This is a genomic window from Pseudomonas sp. 3296, from assembly GCF_031456615.1.
In the GTDB taxonomy this organism is placed as follows: Bacteria; Pseudomonadota; Gammaproteobacteria; order Pseudomonadales; family Pseudomonadaceae; genus Aquipseudomonas; species Aquipseudomonas mucoides.
Map to the genome: position 1 here is coordinate 155,231 of NZ_JAVDUY010000004.1, position 22,670 is coordinate 177,900.

Genomic DNA, 22,670 nt, shown 5'->3' on the forward strand with positions numbered 1-22,670 from the left:
TCAACGGTTGCTAGTGCCTGTATCTCGCTGAGGTGGATTGGGAATGAATTTCGGTGGGCTGGCGGGGGCCGGCTGGCTTTGCGGATAGCGGTTGCCGATGCCGCCATTGTCCAGCGTCGGTGGGCGTGGAACCGGCATGGTGTTGGGCCCGCGAATGGCCGGGGCGCTGGATTGAGAGCCTTGCATGCTGTTCGGGTTGGCGCGGCGAATCGGGCTGTTGTAAGGGTTGCTTGAAACCCCGGTCGGGCTTTGGGCCAGCAGTAATGTTGAGGGTGGCGAAGCCTGGGCCATGCTGGTCAGCAAACCACTCAGCGCCAGCACGGTGCAGCAGCCGAGAACATATCTGTTCATGGGATGAGCCTCTCGACGTGGATAGGGTCTTCGATAGCACGCTACGCCCGGGGTTCGGTTTTGTTAACTAAAACCTCCTTCACAAGATGTAACACGAGACAACCACGCCGCCCGGCCGGGCTCCTCAAGCGGCTGAAACTTTTACCTCAGGCCACGGGTCACCTGATCATCACTTGTGAGAAGACGACCATGGCACGGGCAATCTGGAAAGGCGCAATCAGTTTCGGGCTGGTGCATATCCCTGTGGCGCTGGTCTCGGCGACGTCTTCCCAAGGGGTGGATTTCGACTGGCTGGACAGCCGCAGCATGGAACCAGTCGGGTACAAACGCGTGAACAAGGTCACCGGCAAGGAAGTCACCAAGGAGCACATTGTCAAAGGTGTGCAGTATGAAAAGGGCCGGTACGTGGTCCTCAGTGAAGAGGAAATCAAGTCGGCGCACCCGCTGTCCACGCAAACCATCGACATCTTTTCCTTTGTCGACAGTGAACAGATCCCCTTGCAAAACATCGATACGCCCTACTACCTCGCCCCGGATAAACGCGGCGGCAAGGTGTACGCGTTATTGCGCGAAACGTTAAGCAAAACCAACAAAGTCGCGCTCGCGCATGTGGTTTTACACACGCGCCAACACCTGGCGGCGTTGATGCCGCTGGAGTCGGCGATGGTGTTGGTGATGTTGCGTTGGCCTGCGGAAGTGCGCAGCCTCGATACCCTTGAACTGGGCAGCGAAGTGACCAAGCCCGAACTGGCCAAGGGTGAACTGGATATGGCCAAACGTTTGGTGCAGGACATGAGCGCGGACTGGAAACCTGAAGACTACCGCGACAGTTTTGAAGACAAGATCATGGCGCTGGTCGAGAAAAAGGCCAATGAAGGCAAGATTGAGGATGTCGAGACGGCGACGGGTGAAGAGGAACGCAAAACGGCGGATGTGATTGATTTGACTGAGTTGCTTAAACGGAGCTTGGGAAGTAAAGGTGCCGGGAAGGCCAAGCCTGCGGCGCAGAAAAAAGCCACGAAGACGTCGCGTGGATAATGTCGAATGTTGTGGTGTTTGTTATGGCCCTATCGCGAGCAGGCTTAACCCGCCACTACACATCATTCAGATCAGTACGAACACCGCCAGCAACCCGCCAAAGATCGCCCACTTCTGAGCATAGTAAAGCGTGCGATTACGCTTTTTCAGCGCTTTACCCCGCAAGCGAATCTTGTAGACCTTGGTGAACAAACGGTTAATCCCTCCCGTCCTGTCACCCTCGTCATTCGGCGCCCCGGCCGCCGACATCACGTTACGGCTGAACCACCCGTTAAACGCCGCCGCCCAGCGGTACTTCATCGGACGTTCCACATCACAGAACAGAATGATCCGGTTCTGCTGCGTGGTGTTTTCGGCGTAATGAATGAATGTTTCGTCGAACATCACCGCTTCGCCGTCGCGCCAGTGGTACTTCTCCCCGTCGACATTGAGGTAGCAGCCGGCATCGTTCGGCGTCTCCAGCCCCAGGTGATAACGGTAAGAACCGGCATAAGGGTCACGGTGACGGACCAGTTTCGAACCCGGCGGCAGTTCAGCGAACATCGCGGCCTTGATCGAGCCGATGCCCTGGACCAGCTCCGTGGTACGCGGGCAGAGTTTCATTGCCGAAGGATGGCTGTCGCCGTACCACTTCAGGTAGAACCGCTTCCACCCGGTCTTGAAGAACGAGTTGAAGCCAACGTCGTTGTATTGATCGGAGCGCTTGATCTCCCCCGCCTTCAGCAGGTTTTGGCCTTCAGCACGAATTTCTTGCCATTGCGCCTGCAACGGGCTCAGGTCAGGGAAATCCGCGGGATTGAGATAGGGCTTGCGCGGGATTTTCGAGAACAGATAAAGGAAGCAATTGAGCGGTGCCAGAAACGAAGAGTGATCACTCAACTGACGCCCCAGTTTGTGGCGCACGCGACCGCGCAGGTGGACGTACGCAATGGAAACTATGTAAACAAGAGCGATGATCAGTTTCACAGAAATCGTCACACGTCTGAAGTGAACAAACTGCCTTCCCGGCCAACCCATTGGCCAAGGGTCTTGTGCAGCGTCTGAAAACCAAACAGCGAACCCGGTAGCGCGTCCTTGAGCCTGCGCCGACTGTCGGCATCGGGTGAAAAATCGCATTTTAGCCACTCTCTGTAACAAATAGTTAGCTTGCAATTGTGAAAATCTGTCCGCTGGTACTGTCAATGCGCCCAAGCGGTCTCAACGCCCTATCGTTTAGAGAGCCAGACCAGTACAATCGCCGCCAAACATTACGCGCCCCCCTTGGTTGATGACGGGAATGAACCCCGTCTCAGCGCACTTCGACTCGGGCCAAGCGCTCCATATGCTGCTGTCCACTTATTGCCAGATGGACCTTCCGCTTCTGACCGGGATGCATTTCCCGTGGTTTGAATACCGGAAACGGGTACTGAATCGGTACTGCCGCAACCCTAGCTACTCTGAATGCTTCGCAGGAAAAACCTTTGATCTCTACAGCTAACATCACGATGCAGTTCGGCGCCAAGCCGCTATTCGAAAACGTTTCGGTCAAGTTCGGCGCGGGCAACCGCTACGGCCTGATCGGCGCCAACGGTTGCGGCAAGTCGACTTTCATGAAAATCCTGGGTGGCGACCTCGAGCCATCCGGCGGCCAGGTCATGCTCGAGCCGAACGTGCGTCTGGGTAAATTGCGCCAGGACCAGTTCGCCTACGAAGAATTCACCGTGATCGATACTGTGATCATGGGTCACGAAGAGCTGTGGAAGGTCAAGGCCGAGCGCGATCGCATCTACTCGCTGCCGGAAATGACCGAAGAAGACGGCATGGCCGTGGCCGAGCTGGAAACCGAATTCGCCGAAATGGACGGCTACACCGCCGAATCCCGTGCCGGTGAATTGTTGCTGGGCCTGGGTATCGGCATCGAGCAGCACTTTGGCCCGATGAGCGAGGTTTCCCCAGGCTGGAAACTGCGCGTATTGCTGGCGCAGGCGCTGTTCTCCGATCCTGAAGTGCTGTTGCTCGACGAACCGACCAACCACCTGGACATCAACACCATCCGCTGGCTGGAAAACATTCTGACCCAGCGCTCCAGCCTGATGATCATCATCTCTCACGACCGTCACTTCCTGAACAGCGTGTGCACCCACATGGCTGACCTGGATTACGGCGAACTGCGTCTGTTCCCGGGCAACTACGACGAGTACATGACCGTGGCGACCCAGTCCCGCGAGCAACTGCTGTCGGACAACGCCAAGAAGAAGGCGCAGATTTCCGAGCTGCAATCGTTCGTCAGTCGCTTCTCGGCCAACGCCTCGAAAGCCAAGCAAGCGACCTCCCGTGCCAAGGCGATCGACAAGATCCAATTGGCCGAGGTCAAGCCTTCGAGCCGTGTGAGCCCGTTCATCCGTTTCGAACAAACCAAGAAGCTGCACCGTCAGGCGGTCATCGTCGAGCGCATGGCCAAAGGCTTCGACGGCAAGACCCTGTTCAAGGACTTCAGCTTCCAGGTTGAAGCTGGCGAGCGCGTGGCGATCATCGGCCCGAACGGGATCGGTAAAACCACCCTGCTGCGCACCTTGGTCAACGAACTGACCCCGGATGCCGGTACGGTGAAGTGGACCGACGCTGCGGAACTGGGCTACTACGCTCAGGACCATGCCCACGACTTCGAAGACGATTGCAACCTGTTCGACTGGATGGGCCAGTGGACTCAGGGCGGCGAGCAAATCGTTCGCGGCACCCTCGGTCGCATGCTGTTCTCCAACGACGAGATCCTCAAGTCGGTCAAGGTCATCTCCGGTGGTGAGCAAGGTCGCATGCTGTTCGGCAAGCTGATCCTGCAAAAGCCGAACGTGCTGATCATGGACGAACCGACCAACCACTTGGACATGGAATCCATCGAGGCGCTGAACCTGGCACTGGAAAACTACCCGGGCACGCTGATCTTCGTCAGCCACGACCGTGAGTTCGTCTCATCGTTGGCGACCCGCATCATCGAGTTGAGCCCTAATGGCGTGATCGACTTCAGCGGTACTTATGATGATTACCTGCGCAGTCAGGGTGTTGTGTTTTAAGAGCAGCGGTTGGTTTCAAGCTGCAAGCTGCAAGTAAAAGCCCTGTCCTGGTGACGGGGCTTTTTGCATTTCATGACCAACTGGTGATCGCCACGCAGAGCGTGGGAATGATCGGCGTGGAGAATATAGTTAGCCTGCTTCCTTTTACTCCCAGCCCACGCCATGATGCAGTTCTCCTACCGCCGCGAGCGAACGAGCCGACATGTCTGCGCAGCAACAGCCCCCACAAAGCTCCCTGGCGATCACCCTGCAGATCGTCTCCATCGTTTTTTATACCTTTATTGCCTTCCTCTGCATCGGCCTGCCGATTGCGGTGTTGCCAGGCTATGTTCATGAGCAACTGGGCTTCAGTGCAATCATCGCGGGGCTGACCATTGGTTCGCAATACCTGGCCACCCTGCTCAGCCGGCCGATGGCCGGTCGCATGTCGGACAGCATTGGCACCAAGCGGGCGATTGTCTACGGGTTGTCGGGGATTGTGCTGAGCGGCGTGTTGACGCTGATGTCGACGTTGCTGCAGAGCATGCCGTTGCTGAGTCTATTGATCCTGATCGCCGGTCGCTTGCTGCTCGGGATCGCCCAGGGACTGATCGGCGTCGGCACCATCAGTTGGTGCATGGGCCAGGTCGGCGCAGAGCACACCGCCCGTTCCATCTCCTGGAACGGCATCGCCTCTTACGGTGCCATCGCCATCGGCGCGCCATTGGGGGTAGTGATGGTCGCCGAGTATGGTTTCGCCAGTCTGGGTATCGCGCTGTCGCTGTTGGCGCTTACCGCGCTGCTGCTGATCCGCAACAAACCCTCAGTGCCGGTGATTCGTGGCGAGCGGCTGCCCTTTTGGGCGGTGTTTGGGCGCATCGCACCGTTTGGGGCGAGCCTGAGCCTGGCGTCCATCGGGTATGGCACGTTGACCACCTTTATTACCCTGTACTACGTCAGCCGTGGTTGGGTCGGTGCCGCGTATTGCCTCACTGTGTTCGGTGTCTGCTTCATTTTGGCGCGACTGTTGTTCATCTCCAGCATCAGCCGATTTGGCGGATTCACCTCGGCCATTGCCTGCATGAGCATTGAAACCGTGGGCCTGGTGCTGCTGTGGCTGGCGCCTTCGACGGGTTATGCACTGATCGGCGCGGGCCTGACCGGTTTTGGCTTGTCGCTGGTCTATCCGGCGCTTGGGGTTGAAGCGATCAAACAGGTGCCCAATTCCAGTCGCGGCGCGGGTTTGAGTGCTTATGCGGTGTTTTTTGATCTGGCACTGGCCATCGCCGGGCCGCTGATGGGCGCGGTGGCGTTGAACCTGGGGTACACGTGGATTTTCTTTAGCGCGGCGCTATTGTCGGTGACCGGATTGGCGTTGACCCTGCTACTCAAACGTCGCGCAATGGCCTAGCCCACACGCAATCCTTTAGCAGCAGGCTACGCCAGTTCCTACAAGGGTTGCGGTGTTCACTGATCCGCGGTTTGCAGGCCTGCGCGGGTGGCGATGCCCAGGGTGCGAGAGAAGAATCGCCCAGCCTCGGAAATCATGTCGCGATGGATGCCTTCGCGGTCGACACCGTCGGCGTCGGTACACAGCGCCGGCATGGCGGCGATCTGCTCTTCGTTGCACGGCGCCATGAACACGAAATGCCCGGCTCCCGCCAACAATTTGAAATCAGGGGCAATTGGCAACTTACGCGCGAGCGCAGCGGCGTTCTTGTCGAATGCGACCAGTTTGTCGCCGTCGCCACTATAAAGCAGCACCGGCACATGCACCTCTGACAGGGTGTGACGGCCGAACTTCAAGCTCAACGGTGCCATCAACAGCAAGGCACGCACACGCGGGTCGGCCACCGGTTGCAGGTCGTCACGATCCACAATCAATTCACCCTTGGTGTTGCAAGCATCGCGGTCGTCCGGGCGTTCCTCGCAATAACGACGAAGACGATCCAGATCAGGCGTGGCACCCGACAGGATCAACGCCGTCTCACCGCCCGCCGAATAGCCGATTACCCCGACCTGATTGGCATTGACGAACGGCGCAAGCATGCGATCGCCCAGGGTGGCGGTAATGGCTTCGGAAATCTGGATCGGGCGTCCGTAAAGATTGCTCAACGTACCCAGACGGCTGTGGTCTTTGGAGTTATCGCCGGGATGGATCACCGCCACCACTACAAAACCTTTACGCGCCAGCGAGGTGGCGAGGTCATGCAGGGCCAGCGGAGTTCCGGTGTTGCCATGGGACAGCATCAGCATCGGGAAACGGCCGATAGCCACCGGGATATCTTCACCGGCTTCGACCGTGTAGCCCTCGATTTTACTGGTGTGTTCGCGCTCGCTGGAGGGATAGAACGCGATGGCGTGCATCGGTTGCAAATCGAGAGGGTCGAGAAAACTCATCTCATGGAAGCCGACGCTCCAGTGAGGATGCGGCGCAGGCGCGGCGTGCACTGAATTCAGGCTGCTGAGCAGGCAAAACAGTAACGTTGCACAAAGACGCACCATAAGGATGCCCCACCATTTGTTACTTGACCGGAAAGCCCGTTCTCCTCGGATGATCGAGGCAGCGGCCTTGTACCAGCAATCGCAGCCACCAAGGTCGTTGCAGAACGGGAGCGTTAACCCCCTGTTGCATAACCTGGGCCACAACCTGAAACAGCCAGAAACAGCCAGAAACAAAAAACTCCGTATCTGGCACTTGCGTGACCAGAATACAGAGTTTTTTTGGGTGTTGCCTGAGCTGTTTTGCGTTTTTACGCAAGCCTTACGCGGCGGCGAACAATTGCTCGCTGATTTGCGCTTGAGCGTCGCTCATGGCTTTGGTGCGCACTTCATCACCGTAAGCCAGGCCATGGGCACGGACGAATTCAATGTCGGTGATGCCGATGAAGCCGAACAGTACTTTCAAGTACTCTTCGTGAGCCACACCCGTGGCTTGACCGGCATGCAGGCCACCGGAAGTCGAGACGATCACGACTTTCTTGCCGCCGCACAGGCCTTCAGGGCCGGCTTCGGTGTAACGGAAGGTCTGACCGGCAACGGCGATACGATCGATCCAGGCCTTGAGTTGGGTCGGGATGGTGAAGTTGTACATCGGTGCGGCAATCACCACGGCATCGGCGGCGAGGAATTCGGCCAGGGTGGTGGCACTCAGCTCGGCTTCGTGCTGCTGGGCAGCGTTGCGCAGTTCGGCGGTAGTGCCAGCGGCAACCAGGGTCGTGGCGGAGAAATGGCTGATGGCATCGGCGGCCAGATCGCGGTAGGTCACCACGGCGTTGGGTTCAGCGGTTTGCCAGGCTTTGACGACTTCGCTGCTCAGCAGGCGGGAAGCCGAGTTGTCACCAAGAATGCTCGAATCGATATGCAACAGTTTCATGTGGGATCTCCAGGTGAGGACCGCCACGGGGCGATCTGATGGAGTGAATCCTACAGACGAAACCAATGGCTGATTAGACCGCAACAATGCGATAGTTCGTCCCACTGATAGAACAATCGGACTGCCGTCATGCAAGACCTCAATGATCTCTACTATTTCGCCAAGGTGGTGGAAGCCGGCGGTTTCGCGGCTGCCGGGCGTTTGCTCGGGATTCCAAAGTCGCGCCTGTCGCGGCGAATCGCCGAACTGGAAGAACGCCTCGGCGCGCGCTTGCTGCAACGCACTACCCGGCAACTCAAGCTGACCGCCGTGGGCGAGCGTTACCTGCGGCACTGTCAGGCGATGCTGCTGGAAGCGGAAATGGCCGATGAAGCGGTGGCCAGCATGTCCAGCGAACCACGTGGGCGCTTGCGAGTGTCCTGCCCCGTCGGCCTCGCGCATGAAATGTTGCCGACGGTCATCGCCCGATTTCTTGAGAAGTATCCGCAGGTGCAACTGGAAGTGATGCTGCTCAATCGCCGGGTCGACCTGGTGACTGAAGGCGTCGATGTCGCCTTGCGCGTGCGTGAACTGGGCGACGAGGATCCGCTGCTGGTGACCCGACGCCTGCGCCAGGCACAAATGGCCATGGTCGCCACCCCGGCGTTTTTGCACGGACGTGAAATCAATCACCCCGAAGACCTGAAAACCCTGCCCGTGCTCGGCGCCCTTGAAGCCGACCGCATGGTGCATATCCGCCTGCTGGATCAACAGGGCAAAAGTGTCGATCTCAGCATGGAGGCGCGGCTGGGCATTGATGACTTTATCGTGCGCAAGGCCTGCACCCTCGCCGGCCAGGGTTTTACCTTGCTGCCCATGATGTATTGCGAGCCGGAGCTGGAAGACGGCTCGCTGGTGCAACTGTTGCCCGACTGGTCGTTGCCTGGCGGCTGGCTGCAAGCGGTCTACCCTCACCGGCGCGGGGTGATGCCGGCGGTTCGTGCCTGGCTCGACCATTTGATCGAAACATTCAACGCCTGTGGGGACCGTTTGATATGAAGGCTGGACGTATGAGCGAAGAGGATGTCGCGCAGTTCTGTCTCGCGCTGCCGGGTGCGCGGGAGGATTATAAATGGGGGGGTGTACGGGTGTTTTCGATTGCCGGGAACAAGATGTTCGCGTTGCAGAACCTGCGCGGCGATTCCCTGGCCTTCAAAGTCGACAAGGACCTGTTCCTGGGGCATTGCGACCGACCGGGCATCCACCCGGCTCCCTATCTGGCGAGAGCCCAGTGGATCATCATGCAAACGCCCTACCCGCTGGGCGCCAAAGAGCTGCAAGGCTTATTGCAACGGTCCCACCAATTGGTGGTGAGTAAACTACCCAAGCGCACCCAGGTGGGACTGCTGCTTTAAAACAAAGCCAACAGGTTCGCGCCGAGAAACATCTGGTCGATCCAGAACACCTGGTGCAGCAACACAATCAGCCAGAACAGCAGTTGATAGGAGACTTTGCGGGTCTTGTGCCGAAACACCTGCTGGGCCAGCAAGGCGCCGGGCCAGCCACCGGCCAGTTCGACCGCGTGCAAGACGTTTTCCGGCGTGCGCCAGGCGTCGGTGCGGGCCTTGCGTTTGTCGCTCCAGTACAGGAAAAACGCCAGCACACTGACGATCCCGTATGCCGCCAGCGGAATCAGCGACACCCCACGCAGCCAGAGCGACACCGCCCCAAACAGCGGCAACGCGCACAGCACTGCAAAAACCAGCAGTTTGAGCCGCAGATTCTGGATGCGCTCTCCCCCGGACCCGCGTCCGGGGTTGTGGCGCCTGCCGGCGTCACTCATGGCTTGGCCGCGGACCAGTCGACCCAGCCGAACTGCCAAGTGGCCAGAATGACCAGACCGAACGCAATGCGGTACCAGGCGAATGCTGCGTAGCTGTGGCTGGCGATGAACTTGAGCAGGCCACGGACCGCGATCATCGCAAAGATGAAGGCGGTCACGAAACCGATCGCGAACACCGGAAAATCAGCCGGCACGAACAGGTGGCGGTATTTGAAACCCGAATACACCGCCGCCGCGACCATGGTCGGCATCGCCAGGAAGAACGAGAATTCGGTAGCGGTCTTGCGCGACAGGCCGAACAGCAACCCGCCAATGATGGTCGACCCGGAACGCGATGTCCCTGGAATCATGGCCAGGCATTGGGCGAAACCGACTTTCAGCGCATCTTGCCAGGTAATCTCGTCGACCGTTTCGGCATGCACCTGATGTTGGCGTTTTTCGGCCCACAACATAATCACACCGCCCACCACCAACGCCGTCGCGACGGTAATCGGGTTGAACAGGTAATGGTGAATCAGGTCGGAGAAAATCACCCCCAGTACCACTGCCGGCATGAAGGCGATCAGCAGGTTGGCGGTGAAGCGACGCGCGCTCGGTTGCGTTGGCAAACCGGTGACCACATCGAGAATCTTGCGACGAAACTCCCACACCACCGCCAGGATTGCACCCAACTGGATAATGATGTTGAACGCGATAGCCCGTTCGCCACCAAAGTTGAGCAAGTCGGCGACGATGATCTGGTGCCCGGTACTGGAAATGGGCAGAAACTCTGTCAGCCCTTCTACTACGCCAAGTATCAATGCCTGAAAGGCGGTCCAAAGATCCATCAATCCCCCAAGAAACAATGCCCCCAGGCATGCCCCATTAGTTTTGTTTAAACGTTCATTGCGCTGAGCGTAGTTGAAGTTCCGCGCGCATAGGATCCAGACGAAACCGTAAAAATTCCGTGAAAAATCGAGCGTGATTCAGGTTTTTGCGCGCGGGGCCGAAATCCTATCAGACAAGCCTTTAAAACGCTGCTGCGGAATAGGACTTGGGTCGCATAGGCCCGAGCGGCAAAGCGTGGTTGGATGCGAGCAATGGTTTATGACAATAAAAAGAAAACTGGAGTAACCGCGTTATGAACAGCTTGCGCAGTGTGTCGATCAGCCGACGCTTGTGGCTCATCTTGATCGTTTCGGTGGTGATGCTGATGACGTTGGGCATGTTGATGCTCAAGCAGATTCACGACGACCTTTATCAGGCCAAGGCGCTGAAAACCCAGCACGTGGTGCAGACTGCCAGCGGCATTTTGAATTACTACCATGACCTCGAAACGGCCGGCACCCTGACCCGCGAGGCCGCGCAGAAGCAGGCACTGACCGCGATTCGCGGCCTGCGCTATGACCAGAATGACTATTTCTGGATCAACGATCTGACGCCGGTGATGATCATGCACCCGGCCAACCCCAAGCTGGACGGCCAGAACCTCTCGGCCATCCGCGACCCGGACGGTTTTGCAGTATTCAACGAAATGGTCGCCGTGGCCAAGGCCAGGGGCGCCGGCATGGTCAACTACCGCTGGCCGAAACCGGGTGCCAGCACCCCGGTGGAGAAAACCTCTTACGTCAAACTCTTCGAGCCTTGGGGCTGGGTGATTGGCTCGGGCGTGTACATCGACGACATGCAGGCCGAATTTAACGGCCAGGTATGGAAAGCCACTTTCCTCGGCGTGGTCATCGCGCTGGTGATGGCGCTGTTGGTGATCCTGATTGCGCGCAGCATTGTGCGTCCGTTGCAGGACACCGTGAACGCCATGGCCAACATCGCCAGTGGTGAAAGTGACCTGACCCGCAGCCTCGAGACCCACGGTCAGGACGAGGTGGCGCAACTGGCGCGACACTTCAACGCGTTTACGAGCAAACTGCGCCTGGTGATCACCGAACTACAGGTGTCGGCCAGTGCCTTGGGTCAGTCGTCCAGAGAATTGGGCAATGACGCCGCTCAGGCTCAGCAACGCAGCCAGCAGCAGTCCCAGCAGATGGAACTGGTGGCCACGGCGATTAATGAAGTGACCTATGGCGTGCAGGATGTGGCCAAGAACGCCGAGCATGCGGCCAGCGAAATGCGCGATGCCGAATCCCAGGCGCAACAGGGACAGGTCAACATTGACGGCAGCTTGCAACAGATCGACAAACTGTCCGGCACCATCGATCAGGCTGTCGAGGTGATTCGCACATTGGCAACGGAAAGCACGCAGATCGGCAGCGTCCTGGAGGTGATCCGCTCCATCGCCGAGCAAACCAACCTGCTCGCCCTCAACGCGGCCATCGAAGCGGCCCGGGCCGGTGAGCAGGGTCGAGGGTTCGCGGTGGTGGCCGATGAAGTGCGCCTGCTGGCCCAGCGTACACAGAAGTCCACCGCGGAAATCCAGTCGATGATCGAACGCCTGCAAAGCCATTCGGAAGCAGCGGTCAAGGTCATCGGCGACAGCAGCCGCGCCTCACAACTGACCATCGAACAGGCCGGCCTGGCCGGTGCGAGCCTGAATGCGATTGGCCAGGCGTTACGCAACCTCAACGGGCTGAACGCGTCTATCGCCAGCGCGACATTGCAGCAGGCCCATGTGGTGGAAGACATCAATCAGAACGTCACCCAGGCTGCAGGGTTGTCCCACAGCACTGCGCTGGCGGCGGAGCAATCGAGTGTGGCCAGTGTCCGGTTGAAAGACCTGAGCGAGCAGTTGAACGGTTTGCTCAAGCAATTTCGTGTGTAACAGCACACACGATAAACCCTGTGGCGAGGGAGCTTGCTCCCGCTCGGCTGCCTAGCAGTCGCAAAATCAGCTGACTGAATTTCTCCTGTAGAAACCCGGTTGCCTTATTCGGGGCTGCTACGCAGCCCAGCGGGAGCAAGCTCCCTCGCCACAGTTGCGTTTCAGATTTTGGTCCTGTGTCGCTATGGACCTTCCCTACTGCCTAGGTACAATCCTCCCCCCACTTCGCTTTCCCCAAGGAACCTCCATGTCCGGGCTTGAACTGTTTGCCGCCGCCCTCGGTGTGATCGCCGTCTGGTTGACGGTCAAACAGAACCCCTGGTGCTGGCCGATCGGTCTGGTCATGGTGCTGCTGTATAGCTGGATCTTTTTTGAGGTGAAGCTGTATTCGGACATGCTCCTGCAAGTGATCTACGCCGCACTGCAACTCTATGGCTGGTGGCAATGGACCCGTGCAGGCGAAGCGAATACCGGTCGGCAGATCAGCCGGCTTGACTCGAAATCAGTCGCTTCGGGCCTCGCGGTCGGCGCGCTCGGCAGCCTGCTGTTGGGCGCCGCCATGGCGCACTGGACCGATGCCGCCCAGCCATGGCTCGATGCCGCACTCACGGGGTTCAGCCTGGTCGCGCAAATGTGGATGGCGCAAAAGCGCGTGCAATGTTGGCCGCTGTGGATCGCCGTCGATGTGATTTTCGTCGGACTGTTCATCTATAAAGGCATGTACCTCACCTCTGCCCTCTATGCACTGTTCCTGCTGCTGGCCGTGCAAGGCTGGCGTGAATGGCGCGCCGACCCGGCATTGCGCGCATGAAGGTGCTGGTGCTGACGGGGCCCGAATCCAGTGGCAAGAGCTGGCTGGCGGCCGAGTTGCAAGGGCATTTCGGCGGTGTGCGGGTTGATGAATACGTGCGCTGGTTCATTGAGCAGAACCCACGCGACACCTGCCTGGGGGATATTTCCGACATCGCCCGCGGCCAGTTGCAATGGGAAGATGAAGCCCGCTCCCGGCAGCCCCGGCTGTTGATTCTGGACACTCACTTGCTGAGCAATATCCTCTGGAGCCAGACCTTGTTTGGCGACTGCCCTGAATGGCTTGAGCCGGCATTATTGGCTCGCCATTACGATTTTCACCTGCTGCTATCGCCGGAGCACGTCGACTGGACCGATGACGGCCAGCGCTGTCAGCCCGAACTGAGTGAGCGCCTGGAATTTTTCAAGGCAACTCACAGGTGGCTCGAACAGCACCGCCAACCGTTTCAGGTCCTGCGGGGAAACTGGGAAAACCGCCGGGGGCAGGCCTTTGACGCGGTCACCCGCCTGCTGGTTTCCTGAGCCGGGTTTGGGTCGATTTCCCCAGCATTTTCCCCTGTTTTGGGGCAAGAGTGTCCATTCTTGAAACACTCATCTACCCGCAAACAGGCCGTTTCAGCGCCCTTCACCATCTTGTCATGACTCTTGTTAAGCGCTTGAAACACATCCTCGCAAACCCTTGATCTAGAGCTTTGCGTCGCGATTGTTCAGCGCAACCCTGAAGCGCCTGTCTCAGTGATGAAACAGCTGAGGTATAGCGCACCTATCAAAAAATCCTAACCTTTTGATTTGAAACAATAATTCAAAAGCGGCACAGCTTTCGCTCTCTCCTTCCCAACGCTGACTAGGGCCAGCCCACAAAAGAAGGAATTGCTGCCGTGGGGACTTTCAATAAAGGCATGACCTGCCTACTGCTGATCGGATGTGCCACCACCTCGGTGCTCAGCTTCAATGCCCAGGCTGATGGCAACGGCGTAATTGTGTTGAAACGCGATGTACAGCCCATCGCTATCGGCCGCACTGGTGGCAAAGACCCCTACCCGACCACTGTTAATGCCAACCCATCGGCGCGCATCACCTCGACCATGAGCAACACCGAGTTGACTGATGGTGATTTCGCCAACATTGCCAGCGGCTCGACCATCACCGGCAACATCAACCCGAACACCAACGGTGGCAGCATGCCAGGCCTCAACGTCGTGACCAACCCCAACGGCATGCCTGGGATGAGCGCCGGTCACGGTGGTGGTAGCGGTGCCGCGATTTCCGGAACCATCAATCGGGCCATGAGTTCCGGCCTGGCCCCACTGACCAGAATGGCCGGAGGTCAATGACATGACTCGCAGCCTGATCTTTCTCGCCCTGCTTGCCAGTACCAGCGCCATGGCCGATTCCGGTGTCGCCACCGTGAACAACGCCAACATCCAGGATGCCGGCGTCCAATACAAAGGCAACTTCAATGTCAACCAGGCGGCCGGCGATCAGCAACAGCAAGCCAACGTTCGAGCCATCGCTATCGGCACCAATTCCGGAGCAAGCACCAAGATCCACCAGTCAATCGACACGCCCGCCAATCCGTCAATGAACGCGACGACCACCATCGGCGGCACCTCTTTCAGTAATGGCAACGGTGTACTGGGCGTCAACCAGAGCGCCGGGGCCAACAACCAGATGGCCAACGCTGCGCGGATCAGCATCAGTGCTGGACCGCAGAGCGTCGACGATAGCGCCCTTTCTCAACAGAACGTGGCGTTGCTACCAAACTCAGGAGCAACTGGGTCCCAAACCGGCAGTCGCCAGGTCGTTACCAGCGACCAGGCCTTCACCGGCAGCCGAGGGATTATCCAGGTGAACCAGAGTGCCGGGGTGGGGAACCGAATGGCTAACACCCTGAGCATCCGGGTCGCTGACTGACCCAAACGCAGTGCGATTAGAAAGTACCAACACTTAACCAACTAATAAGCACGGAGAAACACCATGAAACCTACAATGGCCTTAAAACCACTGGTTTTCGCTCTCGCAGCAGTGATGGCAATCGCAGCACAAGCAGGCGGTCGTGATGATGATCACGGTCATGGCAATGGTCACGGCAATGGGCATAACAACCATCAGCCTAAACACCCTACTTTCGAAGAAATGCTCTCAATCACCGCCGGTGCCGGCGCGACAGTGATCGACGAACAAGACAGCAGTGGCAACACTGTGCTGAACCAAGGCACCAAAAATGGTGCTGCAATCGACAACTCACTCAATGGTTCCAACGGCAACATGGGCGCTAACGTGGCAGCCGGCGACGGCAACCAACAAGACAACGCCGCAGCATTGGCTACTGCTGACGAAAGCTTCATTTTCGGTTCCGCAGTGGCGGCTTCCAGTGCCACTCAAAACAACACCGACAACGCCGTTGCCAACTACTCCAACACCAATACCTCCACGCTCACCAACGCAGGCAACAATGGTTCCGGCAATATCGGGATGAACGTGACCTCGGGCAACTTCAACCAACAGAAAAACAACCTGGCGATTGCTGTATCGGGTGGTCGTGTAGCCGTAGCAGCCGCAGAGGCTAACCAAACCTCCACCGGCCTGCAAGTGGCCAACAACGGCACTCAGACCTATAAAACCGACACCCTCAGAGGCACTTTCACTGCTGGTGGCGCGTTTGTAGCAGCGGGCAAAGCGGTGTCTACCCCTGCTGACGATGATCATGGCCACGGTGGCTATGGCAACGACAACAGAGGTGGTGGTCATGGCGGCGGCCATGATGATGGCAAAGTCAATTCCGACTTCGTTGCAGTTGGCGTCTTCGGTCTGGCTGGCGTAACCACTCAACAAGTGATGACTCCAGATGGCTGGAAAAACCCTGTAACCAACACTGCCATTATGCAAAACTCGATGAACAACTTCTCCGGTAATGGCGGAGCCAACGTATCAGCCGGTAACGGCAACCAACAAAGCAACTCGCTGTCCATCGCTGCAGGTTGCAAAGCCTGCCTGTAATCGCGATCGAAATGAAAGCCCCGGCAACGGGGCTTTTCCACAGTCCGATATGGCGTATCGATCATGCGTAAGACTGCCCTTTTCGCCCTTCTCTGCCTGTCTGGCCTGACTCAGGCCGCACAGATGCCGGTTGCCGCCCTGCCTGGCGGCGTGCTGGTCTATAAGCAGGTGCAGAGTTTGCGTGAGCGCAAGTTTGCCGACATCGTCGAACAGAAAACCGACTTCAGTTGCGGTGCAGCCGCACTGGCGACGGTGTTACGCCAGGCTTATTGGCTCGACGTCGATGAAGAGCACATCATCAAAGGCATGCTGGTCAACGCTGACCAGAACCTTGTTCGTACTCAAGGTTTCTCCATGCTGGACATGAAGCGCTACATAGAAAGCATCGGCATGCGCGCCAGGGGCTACAAGATCCCACCTGAAAAGCTGGATGCTGTAACGATTCCGGTGGTGGTACTGATGGAAATTCGCGGCTACAAGCACTTCGTGGTGTTGCAGCGTGCGGACAAGCAATGGGTTTACATCGGTGACCCGGTGCTTGGGCACAAACGCTACTCCCACGACGACTTTGTCAAAGGCTGGAACGGCATTGTCTTCGCTATCGTAGGTCCCGGTTACGACAAAACCAATGCATTGCGCAGTCCACCGGTACCCCTGACGGCCAAGAACAAGCTGGATACCTTCAACCCTGTCAAAGATGCTGAATTGATGGATTTTGGTTTCATACAGAGCGACTTCTTTTAATCGCCAAAAGATGATATTGGGGCAGGATGCTCCGGGAGCAGCAGATGAAAAGTTCATACTGGCTGGCCGTTGCCTGTCTGGCAGCGAGCGCATCAGGCTATGCCAATGGATTCAAACCCATCGAAATCAAGGATCAGGAACTCGCGCAGTTGCGCGGCCGCTATGTGATGCCGGGCCGGATTATCAGCTTCGGCGTGGTCATGAGCAGTACCTGGCGCAATGCCAGTGGTGACGTCATCGGGGCCGCGACGTCCATGCAAATCCAGGCAGCAACGATCAAACCCGAATTCTACGTATCAACCATCAAGATCGACGGCAATGGCACTACGCCTGACCAAGGCGCCGGCAGTGTGATTGGTGGAGCAGGCCTGGCGACCAGCCAAGGCGTTACCCAAAGCGTTCGAGCCGCCGGTGACGGCAATACCGCCTACAACAACGTCTCGATCGACGTGAAGGAAGCCAACCAGGCTCCGGCGCTTGTGCCGGGTCAAGGACAAGCCCTGATGGCCGGACAAACCATCACCGGCAGCAACGCCGCCGGCAGTGTCGCCGTGTCAGCCACCGGGGGTGGCATACAAATGGCTATTCAGGCCAGCGGCAACCAAGGCACTGCACTGCAACAAGTCGCTCAGGGCGGATTGCTGCAGAACACCCGATTGCTGGGCAACAGCAACATGGTCAATAACCTCACACAACTCAACGTGGTGCTCAATAATAATGGCCCGAGTGCTGGCGCATTGGACTGCAACCTGACCCAACTTAACGCCCTGCGCACCTTAGGATATTGAACTACGCTGACTCTCGATCATTGGGCTTTAAGGGACGGCTAATTCATGTATCGATCAGTATCACTGCGTGCAGTAGTTTGTTTGAGCACTCTGTTTCCGGCGGCAATGTTGCAAGCAGCACCCAACGCCGATGTAGAGGCCCTGAAACAGGAACTTCTGGAGTTAAAGCAACGATACGAAGTACAACAAAAAGCCTTGGCGGTACTCGAACAACGGGTCCGCCAGGTAGAGGACCAACCCGCAGCGCCCCCACCAAAACGACTGGCCAAATCGCCAGCCGACATGAGAGGGAACGCGGGGACCGCGGTAGCCTCAGGGACTGGCGCCGCAGCAGCATCGGGGGGAGCCGCAGGGGGCAGCGGCAGTTCTTACGGCCAATCGCTGGCTGATGACTCACAACCGGCACAGAGCGTTTCCAACCTGTATGACGAAGCCAGCGGATTCTTCGGCGGCGGAAAATTCAGCGTCGAAACCGGGATCACGTACTCCCGATACGACACCCGCCAACTGATCCTCAACGGATTTCTCGCACTGGACTCGATCTTCCTTGGCAACATCAACCTCGACCGGATCAAGGCCGATACCTGGACGCTCGATCTTACCGGCCGCTATAACTTCGACAACCGCTGGCAATTCGACCTGAACGTGCCCGTGATTTATCGCGAGTCGACGTATCAGTCGGGCGGCGGCAATCAGGGCGCGGCCAACGTCACGACGGAAGATACCGTCACCCGAGACCCGACCATTGGCGACGTGAACTTCGGGATTGCCTACAAGTTCCTCGACGAATCGGTGAACACCCCGGATGCCGTGGTCACCTTGCGGGTCAAGGCGCCTACAGGCAAGGACCCGTTCGGGATCAAACTGCGTCAGACCGACGCCAACTCCAACCTGTTCGTGCCTGACACCCTACCGACCGGTAACGGCGTATGGTCCGTCACCCCGGGCATTTCGCTGGTCAAAACCTTTGACCCGGCGGTGCTGTTCGGTAGCTTGTCTTACACGCACAACTTCGAAGAATCCTTCGACGACATCAGCGCGACGGTCAACCAGAAAACCCCGGGCAAGGTACAAATCGGCGACAGCTTCCAGATCGGCGCAGGTATTGCGTTCGCCCTGAACGAAAAGATGAGTATGTCGTTCTCGGTGTCTGACCTGGTGCAACGCAGAAGCAAGCTGAAACAGGATGGCGGGGACTGGGAATCCGTGGTCGCCAGCGATGCAAACGCCGGTTACTTCAACATCGGCATGACCATTGCGGCCACCGACAACCTCACCATCGTACCGAACCTGTCCATGGGCATGACAGACGATGCTCCGGACTTCCAGTTCAGCCTGAAATTCCCTTATTACTTCTAACCCTGACGAGGAATGGAAAAGGCCCGCTGCGATGCAAGTCGCAGCGGGCCTTTTCGTTACACCGCCCTAGCGGATCTGGTGCTTGTGCAGCAATCGGTAAAACGTCGGACGTGAAACCCCCAACACTCTGGCGGCGACACTGAGGTTGTCACTATGCCGATTCAACACGTCGCACAGTGCCTGGCGTTCAGCCCGCGTCTTGTAGTCTTCGAGCGTGCCCATGGGCGTGGCGAAGGCTTGCTGGCTGATCAGCCCGAGGTCGCGCGCTTCGATTTGCCGCCCTTCGGCCAATACCAACCCGCGACGTACCCTGTTAGCCAATTCTCGGACATTGCCCGGCCAGTCATGCTTGCCCATGGCAATCAGCGCGTCCTCGCTGAAGCTGCGCGGCCGGCGGCCCGTTTCGTGGCTGTAGAAGTGGGAAAAGTGGTTGGCCAGCATCGACAGGTCGCCGTGGCGTTCACGCAGCGGCGCGGTCACTACCTGAAGGACGTTCAGGCGGTAGTACAAATCTTCACGGAAGCGTTTCTTCTCGATGGCGGCTTCCAGGTCGACGTGTGTCGCCGCCAATACCCGCACATCCACCGGAATCGGCTGACTGCCGCCGACGCGCTCAATGTGCTTTTCCTGTAGGAAGCGCAACAGATTGGCTTGCAGTTCCAGCGGCAAATCGCCGATTTCATCGAGGAACAACGTGCCGCCGTTCGCCGCTTCGATCCGCCCGACCTTGCGTTGATGGGCGCCGGTGAAGGCGCCCTTCTCATGGCCAAACAACTCGGACTGAATCAGGTGTTCGGGAATCGCGCCGCAATTGATCGCCACAAAAGGTTTGCTGTGGCGCTGGGATTGTCGGTGCAGGGTGCGGGCGACCAGCTCTTTGCCAGTGCCGCTTTCACCACGGATCAACACCGGAGATTCGGTGGGCGCCAGTTTACTCAACAACTTGCGCAGTTCGCGGATCGGTTTGCTGTCGCCCAGTAATTCGTGCTCAGGCTGATCGATGTGAATCGTGCCCTGGCCACGCAGGCGCGCCATACCAAAGGCCCGCCCCAGGGTGACCTGAACGCGGGAGACGTCAAACGGCAAAGTATGAAAATCGAAAAACCACTCGCAAACGAAGTCCCCGACATTCTGCAAACGCAGGACTTCCTGATTGAGCACGGCAATCCACTCGGTGCCGCTGCGACTGATCAGCTCTTTGACGGCTTCCGGGCGTTCCAGATGAAAGGGTTGCAATCGCAACAGGCCAACGTCGCAGGTTCGATCAGCGGCGTTTTCCAGAGAACAGCTATCAACATCCCAACCCACAGAGCGCAAACCTGGCAACAGACGATGGCAGTCGTCACAGGGGTCTACTACTAACAGACGTCGTAACGCGGGCGTTTCGATCATGACTGTTCCTTGGCGCCAAATATTAGGAAATATTAGGAAAAACAGTCATTTGGCGGACCTGGCTGTAACATTAGCAAGAATTTGACACAGCCTTGTATCGATTGACTATAGAGCATCCACTGAATAAGTTATAAGCCCGACTTGGTTAGTTACCTAACGAGTTGAACCTTTCATTCAGCTTTCAAAAGAAGTCCTGCTATTGAGTGTATGAAAGAAAGTTGAAATTTCTTTTGTTTGGGTGTGACCTGACCCCCTATTGCGGGCATCAGTACAAGTAACCAGCCGAACGGTAAGCCCAACCGACGGCACATCACTTGATTGGGCATACAGAGAGAAGATCCCATGACCGCCCCGCTCCGTATCAACGAAGCTCTTTTGATTGCCGACCGCGCATTCCAACCTTTCCAATGCGTCGCCTGGGCTCAACAAGATGGCAACGGCGAACTCTGCATCACCGTCATCGACCGCACCAAAACCCATATCGGCCGCACCCAGATCCCCTGCAGCGCCTATTCCGATCCTGCACAACTCGAACATCTGCTGCAGCAAGCCCGTGCCGAACTGAGTCAGGAAGGTTATAAACTGCAATCGTGGTCCATGCCGCATTAAGGGCATTTGCGGATTACTTCCAGGTAATCCGCCCGCACCCCACTTTTGTTTGGCTGTTTTCGACAGTAGCAGCACATTTGAAACTTCAACTTACCCACCTCGTATTACTGGGTCGGCTTGTCAGTGGTTCGAAAAGACACTGTTCTGGCACACAGTGACCCTCCGCTTGTTAGTTATGACAGTTGTGCGATCGCTCATTCAGGGATTGAATGTTTCGCAGGCAGTTGCCCTCCCGTTTCCGGGTTTCGGTCAGCTCGCAAGGAGATGCGCGCATGCCACACCAGACTGCATTTGCCCTACCTGCATCGCGGGCCATTGCTGGCGACCTCGATAAAAGTTTCGCCGCCAGTGGCAAAACCCAAGTGTATTTCGCGGGCAGTACCTCAAGCATCGCCAACAGCGTGGAGATTGACCCGAACGGTCGCGTGCTGGTGGCGGCCACAGTTGGCATGCGAGATGGCAATTGCTTTGGTCTGGCCCGGTTACTGGAAGACGGCTCGGCAGACCTGGCATTCGGCTCAAACGGCAGCGTTATCGGGCAGTTCCTGCGTGGTCATGAGGCCATGGCGGGCAAAGTCCACGTCCTCGCCAATGGACACCTCCTGGTGGCCGGCCTGCATTATGAAAATGCTCAGCGAACGCTGCCAGCGCTAGCGTTGTTCGATTCGCAAGGCCACCCGGTGGAACATTTTGGTGACAACGGACGCTGTGTCGTACGCCTGCCGGGAAACCTGTCCCAGGGCATGCGCGACCTCTGGCTTCCCCCGGGTGTTCCCGGGGCCGAAGCCTGCGACGTCCAGGTCCAGGCAGATGGCCGGATTCTGCTGCTGGCCAACCATCATTTTGAACTGGCCGATCACGTCGGCCTGCTGATACGACTCACCCGCCAGGGTGAACTGGACACGTCCTTCAACGGCCGCGGCTTCGTCATCGTCCGGCATCTGCTGATGAACTCCTGGGTCCGCAGCCTGATGGTGCAACGCGACGGCCGGATCATGGTGGGTGGATCGATCAATTTTCCCGAAGAAGGCTTGCTCGCCCGTTACCTCCCCGATGGCCGCCTGGATGACACGTTCGCCGTGGATGGTTTTATGACGTTCAAGGCCGAGGAACGCGGCGCTCAGTTCAGCCAGATCATCGAGCAGGACAATGGTGACTTGCTGTGTTTCGGCAGCAGTCGCGACCCCATGCATTGCCTCGCTTTCAAAATACACAGCAACGGCCGCCCGGACGCCCATTGCAACGGCGGTCAGCCACAGCTGCTGAAAGTCGGCCGCAGCGGCTGCCAATGGACAGGCGCTTGCAGCCAGCATGACGGCCGCGTGTTGGCGGTGGGCGCCACGATCGGCGGGATTGAAGCCGATTTCCTTTTGGCCCGGTACCTACCTGGAGGACAGCTGGATCCAGGTTTTGCCGAAGGCACCTGCTGGGTTCGCACGCGCCTGGGGCGCAGCCTCGACACCGCGACGTCGGTTGCCGTGCAGGCTGACGGAAGAATCGTCATTGGTGGTTATTCGCTGGATGGCAACTACAAGGCTGTTGTAGTGCGCTATCTCGGCTAGACATCCTGCTGTCCCACACTTGATATTCCCATCTT

At 57.9% G+C, this 22,670-nt stretch carries 23 protein-coding genes; 16 read left to right on the forward strand and 7 right to left on the reverse strand.

What is annotated here, in order from left to right:
• The gene (locus tag J2X66_RS12025; RefSeq protein WP_310264435.1) at positions 1-351 is read right to left on the reverse strand and encodes a hypothetical protein; all 351 of its coding nucleotides are present in this window, start codon (positions 349-351) and stop codon (positions 1-3) included.
• A gap of 189 nt (positions 352-540) precedes the next feature.
• Between J2X66_RS12025 and J2X66_RS12030 the strand changes: the two genes are divergently transcribed.
• Positions 541-1,389 carry a Ku protein gene (locus tag J2X66_RS12030; protein WP_140668720.1) on the forward strand — a complete coding sequence of 283 codons (849 nt, stop codon included), beginning with the start codon at positions 541-543 and terminating at the stop codon, positions 1,387-1,389.
• Between the two features lie 66 nt (positions 1,390-1,455).
• Here the strand turns inward: J2X66_RS12030 and lpxO are convergent, their stop codons facing one another.
• Positions 1,456-2,355: a lipid A hydroxylase LpxO gene (gene lpxO / locus J2X66_RS12035; protein WP_310264436.1), complete on the reverse strand. Its 900-nt coding sequence runs from the start codon at positions 2,353-2,355 to the stop codon at positions 1,456-1,458.
• Positions 2,356-2,849: 494 nt separating this feature from the next.
• Here lpxO and J2X66_RS12040 point away from each other — a divergent pair, with 494 nt between their 5' ends.
• Positions 2,850-4,439: an ABC-F family ATPase gene (locus J2X66_RS12040; protein WP_310264438.1), complete on the forward strand. Its 1,590-nt coding sequence runs from the start codon at positions 2,850-2,852 to the stop codon at positions 4,437-4,439.
• Positions 4,440-4,641: 202 nt separating this feature from the next.
• Positions 4,642-5,829 carry an MFS transporter gene (locus tag J2X66_RS12045; RefSeq protein ID WP_310264441.1) on the forward strand — a complete coding sequence of 396 codons (1,188 nt, stop codon included), beginning with the start codon at positions 4,642-4,644 and terminating at the stop codon, positions 5,827-5,829.
• Positions 5,830-5,885: 56 nt separating this feature from the next.
• On the opposite strand, the gene J2X66_RS12050 is transcribed toward J2X66_RS12045, so the two are convergent.
• Together J2X66_RS12050 and J2X66_RS12055 are read right to left on the reverse strand one after the other, a co-directional pair.
• Complete coding sequence (locus J2X66_RS12050) at positions 5,886-6,923, reverse strand: dienelactone hydrolase (protein ID WP_310264444.1); 1,038 nt, start codon at positions 6,921-6,923, stop codon at positions 5,886-5,888.
• A 259-nt stretch (positions 6,924-7,182) separates the two neighbouring features.
• Positions 7,183-7,794 (reverse strand): FMN-dependent NADH-azoreductase, encoded by a 612-nt coding sequence (locus J2X66_RS12055; protein ID WP_007949372.1) that lies wholly within the window; start codon positions 7,792-7,794, stop codon positions 7,183-7,185.
• Between the two features lie 129 nt (positions 7,795-7,923).
• On the opposite strand from J2X66_RS12055, the gene J2X66_RS12060 reads away from it, so the two are divergent.
• Both J2X66_RS12060 and J2X66_RS12065 read left to right on the forward strand, forming a co-directional pair.
• Positions 7,924-8,832 carry a LysR substrate-binding domain-containing protein gene (locus tag J2X66_RS12060; protein WP_310264452.1) on the forward strand — a complete coding sequence of 303 codons (909 nt, stop codon included), beginning with the start codon at positions 7,924-7,926 and terminating at the stop codon, positions 8,830-8,832.
• Positions 8,829-9,188 (forward strand): MmcQ/YjbR family DNA-binding protein, encoded by a 360-nt coding sequence (locus J2X66_RS12065; protein WP_310264455.1) that lies wholly within the window; start codon positions 8,829-8,831, stop codon positions 9,186-9,188. Before J2X66_RS12060 ends, J2X66_RS12065 begins: the two co-directional genes overlap by 4 nt.
• Here J2X66_RS12065 and J2X66_RS12070 read toward each other — a convergent pair.
• Complete coding sequence (locus tag J2X66_RS12070) at positions 9,185-9,616, reverse strand: DUF1294 domain-containing protein (RefSeq protein ID WP_310264457.1); 432 nt, start codon at positions 9,614-9,616, stop codon at positions 9,185-9,187. The two genes, J2X66_RS12065 and J2X66_RS12070, sit on opposite strands and share 4 nt — an antisense overlap.
• A complete protein-coding gene (locus tag J2X66_RS12075) occupies positions 9,613-10,443 on the reverse strand; it encodes an undecaprenyl-diphosphate phosphatase (protein WP_310264460.1) in 831 nt (276 codons plus the stop codon). Before J2X66_RS12075 ends, J2X66_RS12070 begins: the two co-directional genes overlap by 4 nt.
• Before the next feature lie 293 nt (positions 10,444-10,736).
• On the opposite strand from J2X66_RS12075, the gene J2X66_RS12080 reads away from it, so the two are divergent.
• The 9 genes from J2X66_RS12080 to J2X66_RS12120 all read left to right on the forward strand — a co-directional run bounded on the left by J2X66_RS12080 (position 10,737) and on the right by J2X66_RS12120 (position 19,072).
• Positions 10,737-12,371, forward strand: coding sequence for a methyl-accepting chemotaxis protein (locus J2X66_RS12080; RefSeq protein ID WP_310264463.1), 1,635 nt, complete (start codon positions 10,737-10,739; stop codon positions 12,369-12,371).
• Between the two features lie 247 nt (positions 12,372-12,618).
• Positions 12,619-13,182 (forward strand): nicotinamide riboside transporter PnuC, encoded by a 564-nt coding sequence (pnuC, locus tag J2X66_RS12085; RefSeq protein ID WP_310264465.1) that lies wholly within the window; start codon positions 12,619-12,621, stop codon positions 13,180-13,182.
• A complete protein-coding gene (locus J2X66_RS12090; RefSeq protein ID WP_310265257.1) occupies positions 13,179-13,703 on the forward strand; it encodes an AAA family ATPase in 525 nt (174 codons plus the stop codon). The genes pnuC and J2X66_RS12090 overlap by 4 nt, the downstream gene beginning before the upstream one ends.
• A 356-nt stretch (positions 13,704-14,059) precedes the next feature.
• Positions 14,060-14,515, forward strand: coding sequence for a hypothetical protein (locus J2X66_RS12095; RefSeq protein WP_310264468.1), 456 nt, complete (start codon positions 14,060-14,062; stop codon positions 14,513-14,515).
• Position 14,516: 1 nt separating this feature from the next.
• On the forward strand, positions 14,517-15,095 hold the full coding sequence (locus J2X66_RS12100) for an adhesin (protein WP_310264470.1): 579 nt from the start codon (positions 14,517-14,519) through the stop codon (positions 15,093-15,095).
• Positions 15,096-15,158: 63 nt separating this feature from the next.
• Entirely contained in the window at positions 15,159-16,181 is a 1,023-nt protein-coding gene (locus tag J2X66_RS12105) for a heme utilization protein (protein WP_310264472.1), read from the forward strand.
• A 63-nt stretch (positions 16,182-16,244) separates the two neighbouring features.
• Complete coding sequence (locus J2X66_RS12110) at positions 16,245-16,925, forward strand: C39 family peptidase (protein WP_310264475.1); 681 nt, start codon at positions 16,245-16,247, stop codon at positions 16,923-16,925.
• 44 nt (positions 16,926-16,969) lie between these two features.
• A complete protein-coding gene (locus tag J2X66_RS12115) occupies positions 16,970-17,713 on the forward strand; it encodes a hypothetical protein (RefSeq protein ID WP_310264478.1) in 744 nt (247 codons plus the stop codon).
• A 45-nt stretch (positions 17,714-17,758) separates the two neighbouring features.
• Positions 17,759-19,072 (forward strand): hypothetical protein, encoded by a 1,314-nt coding sequence (locus tag J2X66_RS12120; RefSeq protein ID WP_310264480.1) that lies wholly within the window; start codon positions 17,759-17,761, stop codon positions 19,070-19,072.
• Positions 19,073-19,138: 66 nt separating this feature from the next.
• Here the strand turns inward: J2X66_RS12120 and J2X66_RS12125 are convergent, their stop codons facing one another.
• A complete protein-coding gene (locus tag J2X66_RS12125) occupies positions 19,139-20,464 on the reverse strand; it encodes a sigma-54 dependent transcriptional regulator (protein ID WP_310264482.1) in 1,326 nt (441 codons plus the stop codon).
• Between the two features lie 342 nt (positions 20,465-20,806).
• On the opposite strand from J2X66_RS12125, the gene J2X66_RS12130 reads away from it, so the two are divergent.
• Positions 20,807-21,073 (forward strand): hypothetical protein, encoded by a 267-nt coding sequence (locus J2X66_RS12130; RefSeq protein WP_310264485.1) that lies wholly within the window; start codon positions 20,807-20,809, stop codon positions 21,071-21,073.
• A 272-nt stretch (positions 21,074-21,345) separates the two neighbouring features.
• Positions 21,346-22,635 carry a hypothetical protein gene (locus tag J2X66_RS12135; protein WP_310264487.1) on the forward strand — a complete coding sequence of 430 codons (1,290 nt, stop codon included), beginning with the start codon at positions 21,346-21,348 and terminating at the stop codon, positions 22,633-22,635.
• The last annotated feature ends 35 nt before the right edge of the window (positions 22,636-22,670 follow it).

Excerpts from the sequence above, each read along its gene's own strand:
- J2X66_RS12080 (WP_310264463.1), top strand. The coding sequence starts at position 10,737 with ATGAACAGCTTGCGCAGTGTGTCGATCAGCCGACGCTTGTGGCTCATC.
- J2X66_RS12050 (WP_310264444.1), bottom strand. The coding sequence starts at position 6,923 with ATGGTGCGTCTTTGTGCAACGTTACTGTTTTGCCTGCTCAGCAGCCTG.
- J2X66_RS12120 (WP_310264480.1), top strand. The coding sequence starts at position 17,759 with ATGTATCGATCAGTATCACTGCGTGCAGTAGTTTGTTTGAGCACTCTG.
- J2X66_RS12060 (WP_310264452.1), top strand. The coding sequence starts at position 7,924 with ATGCAAGACCTCAATGATCTCTACTATTTCGCCAAGGTGGTGGAAGCC.
- J2X66_RS12090 (WP_310265257.1), top strand. The coding sequence starts at position 13,179 with ATGAAGGTGCTGGTGCTGACGGGGCCCGAATCCAGTGGCAAGAGCTGG.
- J2X66_RS12125 (WP_310264482.1), bottom strand. The coding sequence starts at position 20,464 with ATGATCGAAACGCCCGCGTTACGACGTCTGTTAGTAGTAGACCCCTGT.
- J2X66_RS12130 (WP_310264485.1), top strand. The coding sequence starts at position 20,807 with ATGACCGCCCCGCTCCGTATCAACGAAGCTCTTTTGATTGCCGACCGC.
- J2X66_RS12025 (WP_310264435.1), bottom strand. The coding sequence starts at position 351 with ATGAACAGATATGTTCTCGGCTGCTGCACCGTGCTGGCGCTGAGTGGT.
- J2X66_RS12110 (WP_310264475.1), top strand. The coding sequence starts at position 16,245 with ATGCGTAAGACTGCCCTTTTCGCCCTTCTCTGCCTGTCTGGCCTGACT.
- J2X66_RS12135 (WP_310264487.1), top strand. The coding sequence starts at position 21,346 with ATGCCACACCAGACTGCATTTGCCCTACCTGCATCGCGGGCCATTGCT.
- J2X66_RS12030 (WP_140668720.1), top strand. The coding sequence starts at position 541 with ATGGCACGGGCAATCTGGAAAGGCGCAATCAGTTTCGGGCTGGTGCAT.
- J2X66_RS12045 (WP_310264441.1), top strand. The coding sequence starts at position 4,642 with ATGTCTGCGCAGCAACAGCCCCCACAAAGCTCCCTGGCGATCACCCTG.
- J2X66_RS12055 (WP_007949372.1), bottom strand. The coding sequence starts at position 7,794 with ATGAAACTGTTGCATATCGATTCGAGCATTCTTGGTGACAACTCGGCT.
- J2X66_RS12065 (WP_310264455.1), top strand. The coding sequence starts at position 8,829 with ATGAAGGCTGGACGTATGAGCGAAGAGGATGTCGCGCAGTTCTGTCTC.
- pnuC (WP_310264465.1), top strand. The coding sequence starts at position 12,619 with ATGTCCGGGCTTGAACTGTTTGCCGCCGCCCTCGGTGTGATCGCCGTC.
- J2X66_RS12075 (WP_310264460.1), bottom strand. The coding sequence starts at position 10,443 with ATGGATCTTTGGACCGCCTTTCAGGCATTGATACTTGGCGTAGTAGAA.
- J2X66_RS12115 (WP_310264478.1), top strand. The coding sequence starts at position 16,970 with ATGAAAAGTTCATACTGGCTGGCCGTTGCCTGTCTGGCAGCGAGCGCA.
- J2X66_RS12100 (WP_310264470.1), top strand. The coding sequence starts at position 14,517 with ATGACTCGCAGCCTGATCTTTCTCGCCCTGCTTGCCAGTACCAGCGCC.
- J2X66_RS12105 (WP_310264472.1), top strand. The coding sequence starts at position 15,159 with ATGAAACCTACAATGGCCTTAAAACCACTGGTTTTCGCTCTCGCAGCA.
- J2X66_RS12070 (WP_310264457.1), bottom strand. The coding sequence starts at position 9,616 with ATGAGTGACGCCGGCAGGCGCCACAACCCCGGACGCGGGTCCGGGGGA.